General features: G+C 61.9%; 20 protein-coding genes. 10 read left to right on the top strand and 10 right to left on the bottom strand.

Annotation, left to right across the window (positions count from 1 at the left end; genetic code table 11):
• Positions 1–221: 221 nt before the first annotated feature.
• The 3 genes from AC04SF_RS23755 to AC04SF_RS23745 all read right to left on the bottom strand — a co-directional run bounded on the left by AC04SF_RS23755 (position 222) and on the right by AC04SF_RS23745 (position 4,102).
• The gene (locus tag AC04SF_RS23755; protein ID WP_488479763.1) at positions 222–1,385 is read right to left on the bottom strand and encodes an alpha/beta hydrolase; all 1,164 of its coding nucleotides are present in this window, start codon (positions 1,383–1,385) and stop codon (positions 222–224) included.
• 139 nt (positions 1,386–1,524) lie between these two features.
• A complete protein-coding gene (locus AC04SF_RS23750) occupies positions 1,525–2,598 on the bottom strand; it encodes an alpha/beta hydrolase (RefSeq protein ID WP_096445458.1) in 1,074 nt (357 codons plus the stop codon).
• A 100-nt stretch (positions 2,599–2,698) separates the two neighbouring features.
• Positions 2,699–4,102, bottom strand: coding sequence for an aminopeptidase P family N-terminal domain-containing protein (locus AC04SF_RS23745; protein WP_488479762.1), 1,404 nt, complete (start codon positions 4,100–4,102; stop codon positions 2,699–2,701).
• A 193-nt stretch (positions 4,103–4,295) separates the two neighbouring features.
• Here AC04SF_RS23745 and ilvA point away from each other — a divergent pair, with 193 nt between their 5' ends.
• Positions 4,296–5,552, top strand: coding sequence for a threonine ammonia-lyase IlvA (gene ilvA, locus AC04SF_RS23740; RefSeq protein ID WP_488479761.1), 1,257 nt, complete (start codon positions 4,296–4,298; stop codon positions 5,550–5,552).
• Complete coding sequence (locus tag AC04SF_RS23735; RefSeq protein ID WP_488479760.1) at positions 5,549–6,103, top strand: DUF1697 domain-containing protein; 555 nt, start codon at positions 5,549–5,551, stop codon at positions 6,101–6,103. Before ilvA ends, AC04SF_RS23735 begins: the two co-directional genes overlap by 4 nt.
• Positions 6,104–6,108: 5 nt before the next feature.
• On the opposite strand, the gene AC04SF_RS23730 is transcribed toward AC04SF_RS23735, so the two are convergent.
• Together AC04SF_RS23730 and gloA are read right to left on the bottom strand one after the other, a co-directional pair.
• Complete coding sequence (locus AC04SF_RS23730) at positions 6,109–6,405, bottom strand: DUF2218 domain-containing protein (protein ID WP_488479759.1); 297 nt, start codon at positions 6,403–6,405, stop codon at positions 6,109–6,111.
• A gap of 132 nt (positions 6,406–6,537) precedes the next feature.
• Positions 6,538–6,978, bottom strand: a complete 441-nt coding sequence (gene gloA, locus AC04SF_RS23725) for a lactoylglutathione lyase (protein WP_488479758.1) — start codon at positions 6,976–6,978, stop codon at positions 6,538–6,540.
• 216 nt (positions 6,979–7,194) lie between these two features.
• Between gloA and AC04SF_RS23720 the strand changes: the two genes are divergently transcribed.
• The 3 genes from AC04SF_RS23720 to AC04SF_RS23710 all read left to right on the top strand — a co-directional run bounded on the left by AC04SF_RS23720 (position 7,195) and on the right by AC04SF_RS23710 (position 9,272).
• Positions 7,195–7,791 carry a cold-shock protein gene (locus tag AC04SF_RS23720; protein ID WP_032920553.1) on the top strand — a complete coding sequence of 199 codons (597 nt, stop codon included), beginning with the start codon at positions 7,195–7,197 and terminating at the stop codon, positions 7,789–7,791.
• 129 nt (positions 7,792–7,920) lie between these two features.
• On the top strand, positions 7,921–8,484 hold the full coding sequence (locus AC04SF_RS23715) for a DUF192 domain-containing protein (protein ID WP_488479757.1): 564 nt from the start codon (positions 7,921–7,923) through the stop codon (positions 8,482–8,484).
• Between the two features lie 20 nt (positions 8,485–8,504).
• The gene (locus AC04SF_RS23710) at positions 8,505–9,272 is read left to right on the top strand and encodes an alpha/beta fold hydrolase (protein WP_488479756.1); all 768 of its coding nucleotides are present in this window, start codon (positions 8,505–8,507) and stop codon (positions 9,270–9,272) included.
• 22 nt (positions 9,273–9,294) lie between these two features.
• On the opposite strand, the gene speB is transcribed toward AC04SF_RS23710, so the two are convergent.
• A complete protein-coding gene (gene speB / locus AC04SF_RS23705) occupies positions 9,295–10,260 on the bottom strand; it encodes an agmatinase (RefSeq protein WP_488479755.1) in 966 nt (321 codons plus the stop codon).
• 48 nt (positions 10,261–10,308) lie between these two features.
• Positions 10,309–10,914, bottom strand: a complete 606-nt coding sequence (locus AC04SF_RS23700; protein ID WP_488479754.1) for an HD domain-containing protein — start codon at positions 10,912–10,914, stop codon at positions 10,309–10,311.
• Between the two features lie 130 nt (positions 10,915–11,044).
• Here AC04SF_RS23700 and AC04SF_RS23695 point away from each other — a divergent pair, with 130 nt between their 5' ends.
• From AC04SF_RS23695 to AC04SF_RS23685, 3 genes are all read left to right on the top strand, one after another.
• The gene (locus tag AC04SF_RS23695; protein WP_488479753.1) at positions 11,045–11,689 is read left to right on the top strand and encodes a VOC family protein; all 645 of its coding nucleotides are present in this window, start codon (positions 11,045–11,047) and stop codon (positions 11,687–11,689) included.
• A gap of 269 nt (positions 11,690–11,958) precedes the next feature.
• Positions 11,959–12,807, top strand: coding sequence for a serine O-acetyltransferase (cysE, locus tag AC04SF_RS23690; protein ID WP_488479752.1), 849 nt, complete (start codon positions 11,959–11,961; stop codon positions 12,805–12,807).
• Between the two features lie 153 nt (positions 12,808–12,960).
• Positions 12,961–13,164 carry a DUF3126 family protein gene (locus AC04SF_RS23685; RefSeq protein WP_019857879.1) on the top strand — a complete coding sequence of 68 codons (204 nt, stop codon included), beginning with the start codon at positions 12,961–12,963 and terminating at the stop codon, positions 13,162–13,164.
• A gap of 49 nt (positions 13,165–13,213) precedes the next feature.
• On the opposite strand, the gene AC04SF_RS23680 is transcribed toward AC04SF_RS23685, so the two are convergent.
• A complete protein-coding gene (locus AC04SF_RS23680) occupies positions 13,214–13,945 on the bottom strand; it encodes a hypothetical protein (RefSeq protein ID WP_488479751.1) in 732 nt (243 codons plus the stop codon).
• A 116-nt stretch (positions 13,946–14,061) separates the two neighbouring features.
• On the opposite strand from AC04SF_RS23680, the gene AC04SF_RS23675 reads away from it, so the two are divergent.
• Both AC04SF_RS23675 and AC04SF_RS23670 read left to right on the top strand, forming a co-directional pair.
• Entirely contained in the window at positions 14,062–14,397 is a 336-nt protein-coding gene (locus tag AC04SF_RS23675) for a DUF6949 family protein (RefSeq protein WP_488479750.1), read from the top strand.
• Positions 14,398–14,416: 19 nt separating this feature from the next.
• Positions 14,417–14,944: a gamma carbonic anhydrase family protein gene (locus tag AC04SF_RS23670; protein ID WP_488479749.1), complete on the top strand. Its 528-nt coding sequence runs from the start codon at positions 14,417–14,419 to the stop codon at positions 14,942–14,944.
• Between the two features lie 48 nt (positions 14,945–14,992).
• Here AC04SF_RS23670 and AC04SF_RS23665 read toward each other — a convergent pair whose 3' ends face one another.
• Together AC04SF_RS23665 and AC04SF_RS23660 are read right to left on the bottom strand one after the other, a co-directional pair.
• A complete protein-coding gene (locus tag AC04SF_RS23665) occupies positions 14,993–15,553 on the bottom strand; it encodes an ankyrin repeat domain-containing protein (RefSeq protein ID WP_488479748.1) in 561 nt (186 codons plus the stop codon).
• A 114-nt stretch (positions 15,554–15,667) separates the two neighbouring features.
• Positions 15,668–16,420 carry an NYN domain-containing protein gene (locus tag AC04SF_RS23660; protein ID WP_096445496.1) on the bottom strand — a complete coding sequence of 251 codons (753 nt, stop codon included), beginning with the start codon at positions 16,418–16,420 and terminating at the stop codon, positions 15,668–15,670.
• Between the last annotated feature and the right edge of the window lie 154 nt (positions 16,421–16,574).

Raw genomic sequence — 16,574 nt, 5'->3', positions numbered from 1 at the left:
GCGGGCTCTCTTAAGCGGGATCAGAAGAGGTAATTTTCAACGAAAGATGCTATAATTCCGACAATAATAGATCCAAATAGGGCAATATAGGCGTACAGATCGCTTCTATTTTCTACTTTTCGCCACCGCTGCGTATTCTTATCCAGAAGATTGAAATAAACCAGAATTGCAATGCCGATTCCACCAAATACCCACATTGAATAAGGCATAAGCTAAACCTCTCATCCGCCGGTGACGATGGTCAGCACCTTGAACGGCGTGGTGATCACGACCTCGGCGACCGAACCGACGGCCTTGCCGAGGCCCTGGCCGATATTGTTGAGCTGTGCCGGATCGGGTTCGTCAGAGGCCAGGCCAGCCGGCGTGCGCAGCCGGTTGCCGAGCAGTTGCACCAGGATCGGATTGTCGGCGAACTTGGCGTGGTTGAGGCCACCGTCGCCACCCTTGATCTTGGACAGGTCGACCACGGAGACGCCATAGCTGGCGAGATCGGCGGCATTGCCATAGTCGCCGACACGGGGCTTGTCACCCGAGATGATGGATGACAGCTTGAGCGCCCGGTCATCGCTTGAAAGCAGCACGGCAAACGGCTTGTCCGGCTTGCCGTAACGCATCATCTGCTTCTTGAACACGTCGACATCGATGTCGGGCGAAGCCAGGACGACATAGCCGAGCTTGCCGCCGAGATCGCGGTCGCCGGTGATGGCGAGCTGGCGCAGCGCCTCCATCGTCAGCCAGGTTCCCATCGAATGAGCGATGATGTCGATGCTCTTGACCCGCGTCTTGGCGAGCATCCTGAGCGTCGCCTCGAGATCGTCACGGGCGGCGTTGGCACTGTCCTTGTCGTAGATATAGCCCGTCGTCTTGGCGCTCGACGCCCAGGAGAACAGCACCGGCGTGCCCGGATACTTCGTGTCGTGGGCGATCTGCGTCAGCCGGTAGATGCCGTCGTCGAAGCCGTTGTTGAAGCCATGCACGAAGACCAGCGCACGGTCGCCGCGCATGGCGATGTCGGCGCCGACAGCCTTGGCGAATTGCGGGGCGTCGCCATAGTGGACGACATTGGCGGCGGTGAATTGCTTGGCTGGATTCGAGTTGGCCGAACCCTTGGCCCGCTCGATGGCGCCGACCTGGTGGACTTTCGGCACGGTGACGTCGACACGGGCGTAGCTGGTGGTCAACGAGCGATCGCCGTCAAATACCTGACGCGGATCCTTGGTCGCCTGCTGGCGGGTGGTGGCGACGAAAATTTCGTGCGTGGCCGCGATGTCGGAAGCCGGTACCGAGACCGTCGTCTTGTTGAGCAGATCATGCGTACTCTGGCCGGCGCAGCCAGCAACAGCGAGCGCCAACGCGACGACGAAACTCTTCAAACGCACGGTCACGCGTCGGCTCCCGTAAAGGGGGACGTCAAAAGCATGACGTCACCAGTCATTCCGATAAGGCCAGAGACGGGCTCGGTCCAGTTCAAAGTGGACCAAGGCCTTCCAAGGTTTCATTGGCATGGCAAACCCGCTGCGCAGCCTACTGTCCGAGCAGGCTGATGCGGTCGGTCACGTCCCGGTCGCTGGCAAAGCCGTCATCCTCGCGCAGCCGCTGGCCGATCATCTTCACCAAGGCGGGATTGTCGGCGAATTTCGTGTGATTGAAGCTGTCGCTGCCTTTGACCTTGGAGAGATCGACCACCGTCACGCCGTAGGAGGCAAGATCGGCGGCGTCCTTGTAATCGCCGACACGCGGCCGAGAGCCGGCGATCAGGCCGGAGAGCCTCAATGCGCGGTCGTCGTCGGACAACAGCAGGATGAATGGCTTGTCGGGCTTGCCATAGCGGCGCATCTGGCTCTTGAACACGTCGACGTCGATGTCGGGCGAGGCCAGCACCACGTCGCCCAGCTTGCCGCCCAGATCACGGTCGCCGCTGATGGCCATCTGGCGCAGCGTTTCCATGGTCACCCAGGTTCCCATCGAATGCGCGACAATGTCGATGCGCCGCGCACCGGACTGCTGCAGCATGCGCAAGGTCACTTCAAGCTGGTCACGTGCGGCGCTGGCACTTTCCTTGTCATAGACATAGTCGGTGGTCTTGGCGCCAGATGCCCAGGAAAACAGCACCGGAGTGCCCGGATAGCCGGAATCGTGGACGATCTGGGTCAGGCGATAGACCGCATCGTCGAAGCCGGTGTTGTAGCCATGCACGAAGACCATCACGCGGCCGCCGCGCGCCGCGATATCGGCGTTGAGCGCGCTGGAGAATTTCGGCTGCGTGTCGTAGCCGACAACCTCGGAAGCCATGAAATATTTGGCCGGATCATCCGACTTGCCGCGCGAACGCCGTTCGATCTGACCAGTCTGATGGATGCCGGGAACGGTGACGTTGACGCGCGCATAGTTCAGCGTGGCCGAGCGCTCGCCGTCGAATACCTTGTTGGGATCGTCGGATTTCTTGCGCGTCGTGGCGATGAAGATCGAGTGGTTGCCGGCGATTTCCGTCACCGGCACGGACATGACCGCGCTGCCGAGCAGTTCCTGGGTTTGCGGGCCGGCGCAGCCGGCAACGAGCAAGGCAAGGACAACCGTAAGTATCTTCTTCAAAGGCACGTCTGAAATTCCACTCCGGCCAAAAGGCCCATCCATCCCCGCGACACCTCCCGGACAGGGAGAGTGCGGCAGAACTAAGTCGTGTCCAGTCGAAATGTGGTCAGCGCTTGGTTACAGCCATCGCACTGTTGCGCGAAAGCCAAAATGGCGGAAGGAACGCCGGAATGTTGGAGAAGGGCAGCACCTCCGGTTTGAGGCGGATGCCGAGCACATCCGCCATGAAGGCGCGGCGCGCCTCGATGCGGCTCCAGGCTTCGGGATAGTGCGCCGCGATTTCCTCGCGCAGTGCCTCCTCGGCGAGCGCGATGCCATCCTCGATGTTGGTGGTGAAGTAGTCGCTGCCTGTCGCCGGGATGATGTCGACCTGCAACGCCATGCCGGATCGCAACTTGATGTCGGAGCCGGAAAAAACCGGCGAATGCATCCATTCGTCGATATGGACGAGATGGCCGGGGTTGAGGGAGACGCCAAAGAACGGGTCACCGATGCGGTCATGCACCGCCTTCCACAACGCGCCGCCCGTCGTGCCGATGCCAATCGCTTCGTACCAGTCGACAACCGCGGCGAAATAGGGCGCCACCAGCTTTTCGACATAGTCGCGGATGGCAGGAGGCAACTCGGAGGCGCCCTCGGCCAGGAAGCCGGCACGGGCATTGAGCGCACCCTGGATGCCGTAGGCCATGGTGATCGGATCGCCGCGCCGGATGACGTCTAGGCGAGGGCTGGGCAAGCCATAGGCGGCGCGCTTTCCCGCCGACAGCATAGGGTGACAGCCATGCGGCAGGCCGTTCATGCCCATCAGCCGCGCCGCCTGCAGTTCGGTCATACCGGGTTCGATGCTTTGCAGGACATTGCGCAGCCCTTGCGAGGTGAAGGTCGCAGCGAACTCGAAGGCAGCCAACTGGTCCGCCTCGTTGATTGCGCGCAGGCCGTCGGTGGGATTCATCAAAAGATCGGCGGCATTCACGACCGCACCCTTGTCGCCGACAAGCGTGCGCAGCGTATCGGCAGGGAAGGACGGCAGGTCGAGCGTCGTCTCATCGATCCCGGCATCGCCGGCGCCAAAAGGCTTCCAGCCGATGGCGCCGATCCTGTGGCCGGGCTTCAAGCCGCAGGCGGCAAGGATATCGGGCAGCGCGTCCGAGCGGTCGCGCGGCTGCGCCGGCAGCGAGAAGGTCTGGTAGAGCATGCGCTGGTAGGGGCCATCGCAGATTTCGGCATAACCCCAGCCCTCATTGCCGACGAGAAGTCTTGGCTGCTTGCCGGGAACGATGACCAGCAACGTCTCCTCGAAGCGCGGATCGTAGCCTGAGAGATAGGCGACATTGGCGGCATGTTCGCGGTCGCCATAGATGGCGAAGCCATCGAGGCCGGCCCTGGCGCCGCGCGCGATCAGCGCTTCGATGCGCGCCTCATAGGTGCTTCGCGCAACCAGCGGCATCACCGTCGGTTCGCCGAATTCCGGCAGTGACATGGATTTCAGGCCGACCGATGCGACAGGCATGAACAAACGCCCTCAAGTGCTTGCAAGGATTTTGCGAATGCCCTTTGCGAAGGGGCATGAAGGGTCGGACAATGGCGTTGCCGGCCCGGATATGCAATAGGCAGGATCGGCTGCGTCGGATCACGATAGACGCTTTGCGGCCAGGTTGATGACAGGGGTCCGCGAAAAACATGCGGCACAAGGTGGCTTTCCGATGACCAGTTTTTCCTCCCGCGTCGCTACCGCAGCCGCCGCGATCCGCCAGATCTTTCCGGAAACGCCGCTGCAGGAAAACGATTATCTGTCGAAGAAGACCGGCGGGCGGGTGCTGCTGAAGCGCGAGGATCTGAGCCCGGTACGCTCCTACAAGATCCGCGGCGCTTTCAACTTCTTCCGCAAGGCGCTTGCTGCCGGCAATCAGGCTGAACTGTTCGTCTGCGCGTCGGCCGGCAACCATGCGCAGGGCTTCGCCTTCGTCTGCCGTCACTTCGGCAAGAAGGCTGTGGTGTTCATGCCGGTGACGACGCCGCAGCAGAAGATCGACAAGACCAGGCTGTTCGGCGGCGAGTTCGTCGAGATCAGGCTGGTCGGCGACTTTTTCGACGACTGCTATCGCGCCGCCTTCGAATTCACCGAAAGCTCCGGCGCCCACATGGTGCCGCCCTTCGACCACAAGGACATCATCGAGGGGCAGGCGACGGTCGCCTATGAGATCTCGGACCAGATGCCGGGCGCGCGCATGCCCGACATCATCATGCTGCCGGTTGGCGGCGGCGGGCTCGCTGCCGGCGTGACGCACTATTTCGCCGATCAGGGCCGGGAGGCGCGCTTCGTTTTCTGCGAGCCGGCCGGCGCGCCGAGCCTGCATGACAGCCTCGCGGCCGGAAAACGGCTGAAGCTCGCCAAGGTCGACAACTTCGTCGACGGCGCGGCGGTGGCCGAGATCGGCCGCGAACCCTTGAGATACCTCAAGGAGTTCGCCGCTGACACCGTGCGGCTGATCCCGGAGAACCGGCTCTGCGCGACCATGATCGAGATGCTCAACGTCGAAGGCGTCGTGCTCGAGCCGGCCGGCGCTTTGGCGATCGACGCATTGAAGGATTTTTCCAGGAAGGAAATCCGCGGCAAGACCATTGTTGCCGTGGTTTCAGGTGGCAATTTCGATTTCGAGCGGCTGCCGGATGTCAAGGAGCGGGCGCTGCGCTACGAGGGCCTGAAGAAATACTTCATCATCCGCTTCCCGCAGCGGCCGGGCGCGCTGCGCGACTTCCTCGAAATGCTGGGTCCGGACGATGACATTGCGCGCTTTGAATATCTGAAGAAGTCGGCGCGCAATTTCGGCTCGGTGCTGATCGGCATCGAAACCAAGGACCGGCGCAATTTCGACCTGCTCAAGGCGAATTTCGAGGCCGAGGGCGTCCAGTATCAGGACATCACCGACAACGAGACATTGGCGGGTTTCATCATATGAGCGCAAAGGTCTTCATTGCCCTGTTTTCCGGCATCAATGTCGGCGGCAACCGCATCGTCAAGATGGCGGAGTTGCGGTCGTTCTTCGAGGATCTCGGCTTTTCCGACGTCGCCACCTATGTGCAGAGCGGCAATGTCGTGTTCCAGGCCAAGAAGGGCGACGCGGCCGCGCTGACCAGACAGATCGAAGCGGCGTTCGAGAAGAAATGGGGTTTTCATTCGCGCATCATGGTGCGCGATCTCTCCTGGTTCGAACGGCTGGTGAGAGAAAATCCCTATCCGGAAGCAGCCTCTGACCACACCAAGCTCCATGCCTATGCGCTGGAGCGTCAGCCGACTGCTGAAGAGGTGGCGCGCCTGGCCGAGAAATGCACCGGCCCCGAGCGCTTCGAAGTCAAGGGCGACGTGCTCTACCTCAGCGCGCCGGACGGGCTCGGCAAGTCAGTCTTTGCCAACCTCATTCCGCGTGTACTGAAGGTGCCGGGCACCGCGCGCAACTGGCGCTCGGTGCTGGCGCTGCTGGAGATGGCCGGCCAGGCCGGTAAAAACTAGCCTGATCACGCCGCCGTGGCTGGCCTCCAGTCGAAGGTCAGTTCTTCGCGGAAGGCAAAGCGCTTGATATGGTCGGCCACGACGCTTTCCAGACGCTCTAGCGATCCGCCTTCATCCGTCGACACGGTGATGTGCAACGCGCTCGCATCGGCGTCCATGACGGTTCGTCCCAGCGACGTCAGGTCGATGGTGCCGTGGGTCGGGTTGAATTCGACGGGGAATTTGTGCGCCCAGTGCTTGCACAACTGCTGCAGGTAGCGGCTGGCGTGCTCGGTGGCGACGTCGGCATGGCTGGATGGCATGAATGACTTCTCCTGGTCTGGGCGCCGGCCTGCCGGTCGGGCGCGATGACCGGTCAGATAGGTGGGATGATGCGAAACGGCAAAGGCGGCCGGCTTATCGCCCGGCCGCCTCCCTTCAACATGGTGTGATCGCTACCAGCTTCCGGTATTCGGCATCGACGACCAGGGCTCTGCCTTGGCTTTTGGTGGGCCCTTCTGCAGAAGCTCGATGGAGATGCCGTCCGGCGACCGGATGAAGGCCATGTTGCCGTCGCGCGGCGGCCGGTTGATGATGACGCCGTTGTCCATCAGATGCTGGCAGGTCGCGTAGATGTCGTCGACCTCATAGGCGAGGTGGCCGAAATTGCGCCCGCCCTTGTAGTCTTCCGCATCCCAGTTGTAGGTCAGTTCGACCAAAGGTGCCTTGTCGTTGATGCCGCTCTGCTCGTCTTCGGAGGCAGCGAGGAAGATCAGCGTGAAGCGACCTTGCTCGTTTTCATAGCGGCGAACTTCCTTCAGCCCGAGCTTGTTGCAGTAGAAGTCGAGCGAGGCATCGACATCGGCGACGCGGACCATTGTGTGCAGATAGCGCATGAGTTTTCCTCGATCTGTTGGGGTGCGGCGAACATAGGGTCGGCCCGGCGAAAGGGCAATCTCCCGCGGCCGGCGATGCCGGCAAAGAACAAATCCGGTATTCCCGCAATGAACCGTGAAAAAAGGCAGGGAAGGTCTTGCACACACCGGAAGCCGCGGTGTTAATCTGGTGTCAAGAATCAGTTGCGGTGTTCTTGCAAAAAAGGGGGCATTCTTATGGGGGAAAAGGCCTCTTTGACGGGGCGGGCCGGAACCCTTGGCGACGCCTTGAAGCGCGACGAAGGCGGTGATGCCGCCGACCTGACCGAAATTGCCGGCGCCATCAAGTGGTTCGATGTGGCCAAGGGCTACGGGTTCATCCTTCCCGATGACGGTGTTTCGGGCGATATCCTCCTCCATGTGACATGTCTTCGGCGGGACGGCTTTCAGACAGCCTTGGAAGGCGCGCGCGTGGTCTGCCTTGTCAAGCAGGGCGATCGCGGGCTGCAGGCTTTCCGGGTGCTTTCCATGGATGTCACCACCGCTGTCCATCCAGCGGAAATGCAGGAGCAGCGCACCCATGTCGCGGTAACGCCGGAGAGCGGGCTCGAACGCGCCTTGGTCAAGTGGTTCAACCGCACAAAGGGCTTCGGCTTCCTGACGCGCGGCGAGGGCACCGAGGACATTTTCGTCCATATGGAAACCTTGCGCCGCTACGGCATCACCGAGCTTCGGCCGGGGCAGGTCGTGCTTGTCCGTTTCGGTCGCGGTGACAAAGGCCTTATGGCCGCCGAAATTCACCCCGATATGGGCACCTTGCCGGTTTCGCACTAGAACCGGCCCATCCCGATAAATCGGGGTGGTTCAGGCTCTAGCTCCTCTTTGTTTGACCATGATCTTGTCCGAAACCGGTTCCACTTTTCGGGATCATGGTCTAGGACGATTTCCGGTCGAGGATTTTGGATGGCTCACAGGAACTGGCTGACGGCGGGCGTGCTTTGCGCGTTTGCTACCTTGATCGTGGCCTTGGGCGCTTTCTTCTATTCAGAGCGTCCGACCTCGGCCGACAGCCGGGCGATGATTCTTCCGGTCGACCCGACGCCGCTGGTCGTTGTGACGAAAGAAGGAAATCGCTCCTTTTCAATCGAAATCGCCGACACCGATACAGAGCGCGAGGCCGGCTTGATGTATCGCCAGGACATGGCGGACGATCACGGCATGCTGTTCGTCTTCGAAATACAGCAGCAGGTCAGTTTTTGGATGCAGAACACGCCGATGCCGCTTGACCTGATCTTTGTCGGCCAGGATGGCAAGATCCGAGCCATCAAGCATGGCGAGCCGCAATCCCAGGCCATCATCTCGCCCGGCGTACCCGTGCGCTTCGTGCTCGAGCTCAAGGCCGGCACCGCCGCCAAATACGGCATCGAATATGGCGACCTGTTGCGTCACCCGGCAGTCGGCACAATATCTGGCCCTGGCATACCACCGTCGGACAAGGGCGATTCCCCGAACGTCGATTCCAACTGAGCGCCGGGGATAGCCTTCCGATGCAGTTTTTTTCCCATGACGGGTTCGATCTTGCCTTCCTCGACCGCCAGCCGGCCTCGGGCGAGGGCGATCCCGTGCTCATGATCCACGGCTTCGCTTCGAGCCACTATGTCAACTGGGTGTCACCCGGCTGGTTCAAGACGCTCAACGATGCCGGTTACCGCGCCATCGCCTTCGACAATCGCGGCCATGGCTCGTCATCGAAGAGCTATGACGAGGCCGATTATACGCCTGCAAAAATGGCCTCGGATGCCGCCGCCTTGCTCGATCATCTCGGCATCGAACGGGCTCATGTCATGGGCTATTCGATGGGAGCGCGCATCGCGGCGTTCCTGGCACTGTCCGATCCGGACAAGGTGGCGACGCTGGTCTTTGGCGGCCTCGGCATCGGCATGATCGACGGTGTAGGCGATTGGGATCCGATCGCCGCGGCCCTGCTTGCCGACGATCCGACGGCGACCACCCATCCGCGCGGCCGCTCTTTCCGCGCCTTCGCCGACCAGACCCGCAGCGACCGTCGGGCGCTTGCCGCCTGCATCGCCAAATCGCGGGAGTTGCTGAGCGAGGACGACATTGCCCGAATCGCTCAACCGACGCTGGTCGCTGTCGGCACCACGGACGATATTGGCGGTTCGCCCGACGAGCTCGCCGCCTTGATGCCGAACGCCAGGGCTTTTCACATCGAGGGCAGGGACCATATGCTGGCGGTCGGCGACAAGACCCTCAAGCAACGCGTGCTGGAGTTTTATGCTGAATATCCGCTCTGACCTGGCATGCTGACACGTAGGGTCAGCCTGGCGCTCTCGCTGCTTGAACCGACTTCGCCAGCACGCACAGCAATTCGAACATCATCGTCGCGCCCGCCAGCGCCGTCATGCCGGCGAGATCGAATGGCGGTGACACTTCCACGACATCGGCGCCGACAATGTTCAATCCGTCGAGCAGTCGAACCATTTCCTGCGCCTCGCGGGTGGTGAATCCGCCGAGCTCGGGTGTGCCTGTTCCCGGCGCCATCGACGGGTCGATGCAGTCGATGTCGAAGGTCACATAGGTCGGGCCGGTTCCGGCAATGGCGCGCGCTTCCTCCATGACGCTGGCCGCGCCACGCCTGACGAACTCCTCCATGTAGATGATACGAATGCCCTGGGCGACTGCCCAGTTATGCTCGCCGGGCTCGTAGATCGAGCCGCGAATGCCGATCTGCACGACCCGTCTGGGATCGAGCAGGCCTTCCTCGATCGCGCGGCGGAAGGGCGTGCCGTGCGTATAAGGGTTGTCGCCGAAATAGCGGTCATTGGTGTCGGAATGCGCATCGAAATGGATCATGCCGACCGGGTGATCCCTGGCAACGGCGCGCAGCACCGGCAGCGTCGTCAGATGGTCGCCGCCGGCGGCGAGCGGAATAGCGCCGGCCGCCACGATTGCCGCGATGCCGTCCTCGATGCGCTTCAACCCGTCCATGAGGTTGATTGGATTGACCGAGAGATCACCGACATCGGCGACGTTGGCGATGCTGAACGGTTCGGTTCCCGAGACGTGGTGGACGCGCCGCATCAGGCTCGACTGGTTGCGGATCTCGCGCGGGCCGTGCCGCGCCCCGGCGCGGTTGGTGGTACCGCCATCCCACGGTATGCCGACCAGCGCGATGTCGAGCCCCTCGGCGCTCGCCACCGCCGGCAGCCGCATGAAGGTCGAGAGTCCGGCAAAGCGGGGAACGGCCGAGGCGTCGACCGGCTGGAAGAATTTGCTGCTCATGGTGTCGGCACCTCGGAAGAATTTGCTTTTGACGAAGCCTCGCGAAAATCACGAGGGCTTTTGCAGGGTTTCCAGCGACCGCGCCATGTTCAGCCTGGCCTGCGCCTCGAAACGCTGGCGGAATTCCTCCGTATGGAAGATGTGCGGGCGGGCCAGGAAATCTTTCAGCACGGCACCCCGTCCGGCACGCCACATCGGCTCCGCCACCCAGTCATATTCGCGGCGGACCGCGCGTTCATAGGCATCGAACGCATCCGGCGCGGCACCCAGGATCGACAGGTCCATGTCGAGGAACAGGCTGGCGTCGCGTATAGCCGTCGCGTCGTCGAACTGCGGTAGCTGGTGTGTGGCGGTGGTGAGGATCATCGCGCTGATGCGGCCCAGGCGCCCGGCATCGGTGCGCTCCGCGAGTTTGGTCTCGGCAAGGGCGGCACTTTTGGCCTCATTGTCCTTCGCCTTGCTGTCGTAGATGGCGTCGTGGAACCAGATCGCCGCTTCGACGGCTTCGGGGTCATGTAGCGACGCACGATAGTCGCCGGCCAGCGCCAGCATGGCCTCGATATGGGCGAGGTTGTGGTAGTGGCGATCCCCGGCGTTATAGAGCGCCGAAAGCTCGGTTTTCAGGGCCGCGTCGATCAAAGGCTGGTCTTTCATTTCTATCATCCGTCCAGTTAATCGATCTCAGCCCTTCGGAGTCAAAGACCCAATCACTGCGAACCTTGCATGGGCCGGGGCTCTGGGGAATGTTGCCAGTCCAGGAAATATGCAAGCCAGGGAGGCTGACATGGCCAATACTCTAAGCAGCGAGACTCCAAGACCGGGGACGATCGACATGAAGCTGGAGGCCGTCATCATTGCCGTTGCGGATGCCGATCGGTCCAAGCGTTTTTATGGCGGCCTCGGTTGGCGGCTCGACGCGGACTTCGTCGTCGGCGACGCGTTCAGGGTCGTGCAATTCACGCCACCGGGTTCGCCGTGCTCGATCCATTTCGGCAAGGGCCTGACATCAGCCGCGCCAGGCTCGGCGAAGGGGCTTTATCTCGTGGTGTCCGATATCGTGGCGGCGCATGCCGAACTCGTGGCGCGCGGCGTCGAGGCGAGCGAGGTGTTTCATCGCGCCGGGCCTGGGCAGCCGCCGATCAGCGGCCGGCATCCGGAAGGGCGCAGTTATTCATCCTATGTCACGTTCAGCGATCCGGATGGCAACAGCTCCATACTGCAGGAAATCACCCAGCGATTGCCTGGACGCGTGGATGCCAGCGACACGATATTCACGTCGTCGGGCGAGCTTGCCGCGGCGCTGCGGCGTGCGGCGGCCGCACATGGCGAACACGAGAAAAGGACGGGCGGACAGCACGATGTGAACTGGCCCGACTGGTATGCCGAATATATGGTGGCTGAACAGGCCGGCACGCCGCTGCCGACTTGAACGGCGTCCATTGCAGCGCGGCGTCATCGGCGCCGCGCTGACCTTGAGCCTGCCACCAGATCGCTCTACGCCTTCCCCGCAGCCAGGCACGGAAGGCCGCCTTTCGGGGTCCGGCGATCAAGGGTTCGTTTTCCATGGCTGCTTGAATTCCCGCGAACCAAATCCATTTGACAATGCACTAAGGAAAATTGAGTTCAATCGTGCTATGATCTGGCTTATATGTGCGGCCGGAAAACAGGCAAGCCAGCAGGACGCAGGACGAGACGTCGATGAACAGCATCAGTATTTCCCGCCACAGCGCGTTGCAGCCGGTCGACCCGATCTGGCGTTCGATCCGTGACGAAGCGATGGACGCGGTCAACCGCGACCCCTTGCTCGCTGCCTTCCTCTATTCGACGATCCTCAACCAGGAGAGCCTGGAAGAGGCGGTCATCCACCGGATCGCCGAGCGGCTTGCCCATCAGGATATCGGCTCCGACCTCATCCGCCAGACCTTCAAATCGATGCTGGCCGACGACAAGGAATGGCCGACGACGGTGCGTGTCGACATCCAGGCCTATTACGACCGCGACCCGGCCTGCGACCGTTTCATCATGCCGGTGCTCTATTTCAAGGGCTTTCACGCCATCCAGACCCATCGGCTGGCGCATTGGCTGTGGAACCAGGGCCGCAAGGATTTCGCGCTCTACCTGCAGAGCCGCTCGTCCTCGGTCTTCCAGACCGACATCAACCCGGCCGCCCGCATCGGCAAGGGCATCTTCATCGACCACGCCACCGGCCTCGTCGTCGGCGAGACCGCGGTCATCGAGGACGATGTGTCGATCCTGCATGGCGTGACGCTGGGCGGAACCGGCAAGGCCGGTGGCGACCGCCATCCCAAGATTCGCCGTGGCGTGCTGATCGGCGCCGGCGCCAAGATTCTCGGAAACATCGAGATCGGCCATTGCTCCAAGGTCGCCGCCGGATCGGTGGTGCTGTCGCCCGTGCCGCACAACAAGACGGTTGCCGGCGTGCCGGCTCGCGTCGTCGGCGAGACCGGTTGCGACCAGCCGTCGCGCCAGATGGACCAGCTCCTGCCTTCGCAGACGATGGACCATGTGATCAGCTTCGATATCTGATTTCCGCCCCGTCGCGTTGCTCGGCGTCGTTGCAATTTTGCCCGGCGGCGCTGTCGCTTCCGGTGCAATACGGCCGGCTTGCCTTTACATCGCCATTGTCGACGTGCCAGAAGCGCCCTTCAAACCAGCAAGCCCGATGATCGGAGAAGACTGTTGAAGCCGGACGAAATCAGAAAGCTGGACGCCTATTTCAAGCGCGTCTTCCAGAACCCCAAGCTTGAGGTCAAGGCACGGCCGCGCAAGGAAGATTCGGCCGAAGTCTATGTCGGCGACGAATTCCTCGGCATCGTCTTCAAGGACGAGGACGACGGCGACTACAATTTCTCGATGGCGATCCTCGACATCGATCTGGGCTGAGCTCGCAATCCAACGGCAGGCCGCGCCGGGCGTGGCCTGCCTTAATCTCTCAATGTCCGGTCTTCAGGATTCGCCCGGCCTCTGCCGTCATCGCCGCGTCGAGCGTCTGCCAGTCGCCAAGGAATTCCTTGGGAAAACGGTAGGTGAGGCTGAGATCGTCGCCGACATGGATGTCCCGCTCGCAGGGCGCCAGCGATTGATCGGCACTCGGTCCGCTCAGGCAGCGGGCCACGAAGGGATCCTTGCCCCCGCGCTTGCCGACCACCAGCACCTCGTTCAGATAGCCCGACTTCTCGTTGAAACCGTAAACCGTCGTGCCGCCGGGCCCCGGAACGCCGGGCTGGACGATCAGCGCGCTGTAGATCGGCGCGAACCGGCCGCTCATGTCGCGCGACATCATCTGTTGTTCGAACGACAGGAAGATGATGCTTCTGTTGGCTTCCGAGTGATTGAAATCGTCGCGGGCCGCCTCGCTGTAACCGTCCATCGGGGGATAGCGCAGATAAAGGTCGAGACGTGAGGCGATGCCGTCGCGCCGGGCCTGGTCGAAACGGATGAAATTAGCCGACACGGAAATCACATTGTTGCCGATCACCACCCGGCGCATCGTCGTGTCGTCGGAATATCCGGCCATGGCGATGGTATGGCCGAACCACTTGCCGCCAAGGCTGATCGCCACCGACAGCAGGGCAAGTGCGGCGAAGGCATAGAACACCCGCTTCATCAGCGTGGAATCGACCACGGTGAGTTCAGGGCCGTCGGCGATCGCTGCCTGCTTCATCTCGGTCCTCATCCCAACCGCCCGTCTTGTGTCCCCAGGCGGCACACATCGCGCGGCACGGCTCTTGCAGCCTTCCTGAAACGACTGTGCGATTTCATGGTAAATGGAAGGTTAAGATGGCTGAGATGGAACTCTTCCTGTTTGCTTTTGTCGTCGGGCTGACGGTTTGCGGGCTGACGGGTTCGACGATGGAATTGCTGTCGGGCCGCAAGGTCGCCTTCACCGAGCCCTATGTGTCGCCGGCGCATGTGCTGCGCTCACTGGCCGCCACCGCAGGCGCCGGGCCGTTCATGCTGGTCAACGATGCCCTCGATGCCCGCCGCGAAAACCGCATTTCGACGATGGCGCTGCTCTCATGCGGCTGCACGGCGATCGCCTGGTCCCTGGCGCTCGGCATCGTCGTGCTTGCCATTGCCTCATGGACGATCGGTCTCCTAGGGTCCGGCATCTGAGACGATTCGGAGACCGACAATGCCGCTTTATGCGATCGACGGAACGGAGCCCAGCTTCGCGGACGCGGACACAAACTGGATCGCGCCCGATGCGACGCTGATCGGCAACGTGCAAGTCGGCCGCAATGCCGGTTTCTGGTTCGGGGTCGTCATTCGCGGAGACAATGAGCCGATCATTATAGGCGCCGACACCAATGTGCAGGAAGATACGGTCATGCACACAGATCCTGGCTTTCCGCTGACCATCGGCGAGGGCTGCACAATCGGCCACCGGGCCATGCTGCATGGCTGCACGATCGGTGACAACAGCCTGATCGGCATGGGCGCCATTGTGCTGAACGGCGCCAGGATCGGCAAGAATTCGCTGGTCGGCGCCGGCGCGCTGGTGACCGAAGGCAAGGAATTTCCGGACAATTCGCTGATCGTCGGCTCGCCGGCCAAGGCGATCAGGGTGCTGGACGACGCGGCCGTCGCCAGGCTGCACGGCTCGGCCGCCCACTACGTCGCCAACGGCAAACGCTTCAAGGCCGGGCTGAAGAAGGTCTGAGGCTGGCTGGCCAACAGCTGTCGCCGACCGTTTTAATCGCGAGCTGACTCACTGTCCGTTGGAGCCACGCCCGGCCATCGCATCGCGCAACAATGACGCGCCGGCTTCAAAGCCGGCATTGCCGGCTTCCTCGGCGGCTGTCGTATAGTCATCGATGCGGGTTTTGAGCGTCGGGTCGGCGCCCGCCGCCAAAAGCAAGCGGATCGCGTCGGCGCTGCGGATGGCCACCGAATAGTGTAGCGGCGTCCAGTCGTTCACGCCCCGCATGTCGGGATCGGCGCCGGCCTCGATCAACAGCTGGACGATTTCCAGTCGGTCGGCCCGGTCGGTAGACAGCGCTGCAATGATTGCCGGAAACCCGCCGTGATCCCCGTAATTTGGATCCGAACCCGCATCCAGCAAGGTCGAGATGAAACCGACAGGGCTCCAATAGATGGCATATTCCAGCGGATGCCCGAGGCCGAGTTCGAACGGCATGCGTTCGTCGAACCAGCCGGGCGAACCGCCCAAGGCCACGCCGAGGCCCTCGAAATCGCCGGCCTTGAAGGCATCGTCGATCGCCTTGAACAGACGATGGCGCTCGCATCGATCTTCCGGGATTTCCAGCATCGCGGTGATCCAGAGGACGAAACCAACGGCCTACAATGCCTCGATCCGCCGCCCTTGCAAAGGATGTCGGATGCGCTGGGCAGCCGTGATCCTCTGCAGGCCAAGCGCCTGTCGTTAGGCTGATTTGATTTTTCCCTTTTTCCCGGCCGCAGGCTTGATTCGAATACGCATGGCTCCCCCTTTGGGCGCTTCGATTTCGAATTCGGCTGTACTCCTCACCAGGTCACTCAGTTTGCCGAAACCATAGGTGCGAGGGTCAAAATCGGAGAAGAGGTTTGAGAGCTGCTTTCCGAATGTGCCGAGCAGCACCCAGCCATCTTCGCTGTCCATCTGGCCAATGACTTTCTTGAGTATGGGCAGCGCAGCGCTGGATGATTGGAGCGGCTTCGATGGAGGCGCGGTATCCGGGATGTTCGCCGGGCTGCGAAGAAGGTTTTCGGTATAGATGAACCGGCGGCAAGCTTGCCGAAAGCTCTCCGGGGTCTTCTGCTCGCCGAACCCGAACACATCGACACCCTGTTCACGAATGCGTGCGGCAAGCCGGGTGAAATCGCTGTCGGAAGAAACCAGACAGAAACCGTCGAAGCGGCCGCTATGCAGCAGATCCATCGCGTCGATTACCAGTGTGATATCGGAAGCATTCTTGCCAGTGGTATAAGCGAACTGCTGCTGCGGAATGATTGCGTGCTTCGCCAATATGTCCGCCCAGCCCTTGGACCGAGTGCTGGAGAAGTCGCCATATATGCGGCGCACGCTGGCCTCACCGATCTTCGCGATCTCCTCGAACAGGCCGTCGGCGATCTTGGCGGAGGTGTTGTCGGCATCGATAAGAACCGCAAGACGTGGTGATCTAGCTTCGGTCGGCATAAGACCTCCTGCGGCTGACATCTTCTCAACATATGGCGGCGCGAATACACACCTGCCATCGAAATTGGATCAATTTTGGCAGCCGCTGCCAGAAATGGCGGAGCCGGCCCGGGGACGGGGCCGGCTCCTTAGACCCGGTCGTTGGGGACGGGGA

The organism is Mesorhizobium sp. CNPSo 4671 (assembly GCF_057784245.1).
The sequence above is the reverse complement of the archived record's forward strand: the minus strand, read 5'-3'. Positions and strand labels throughout refer to the sequence as shown.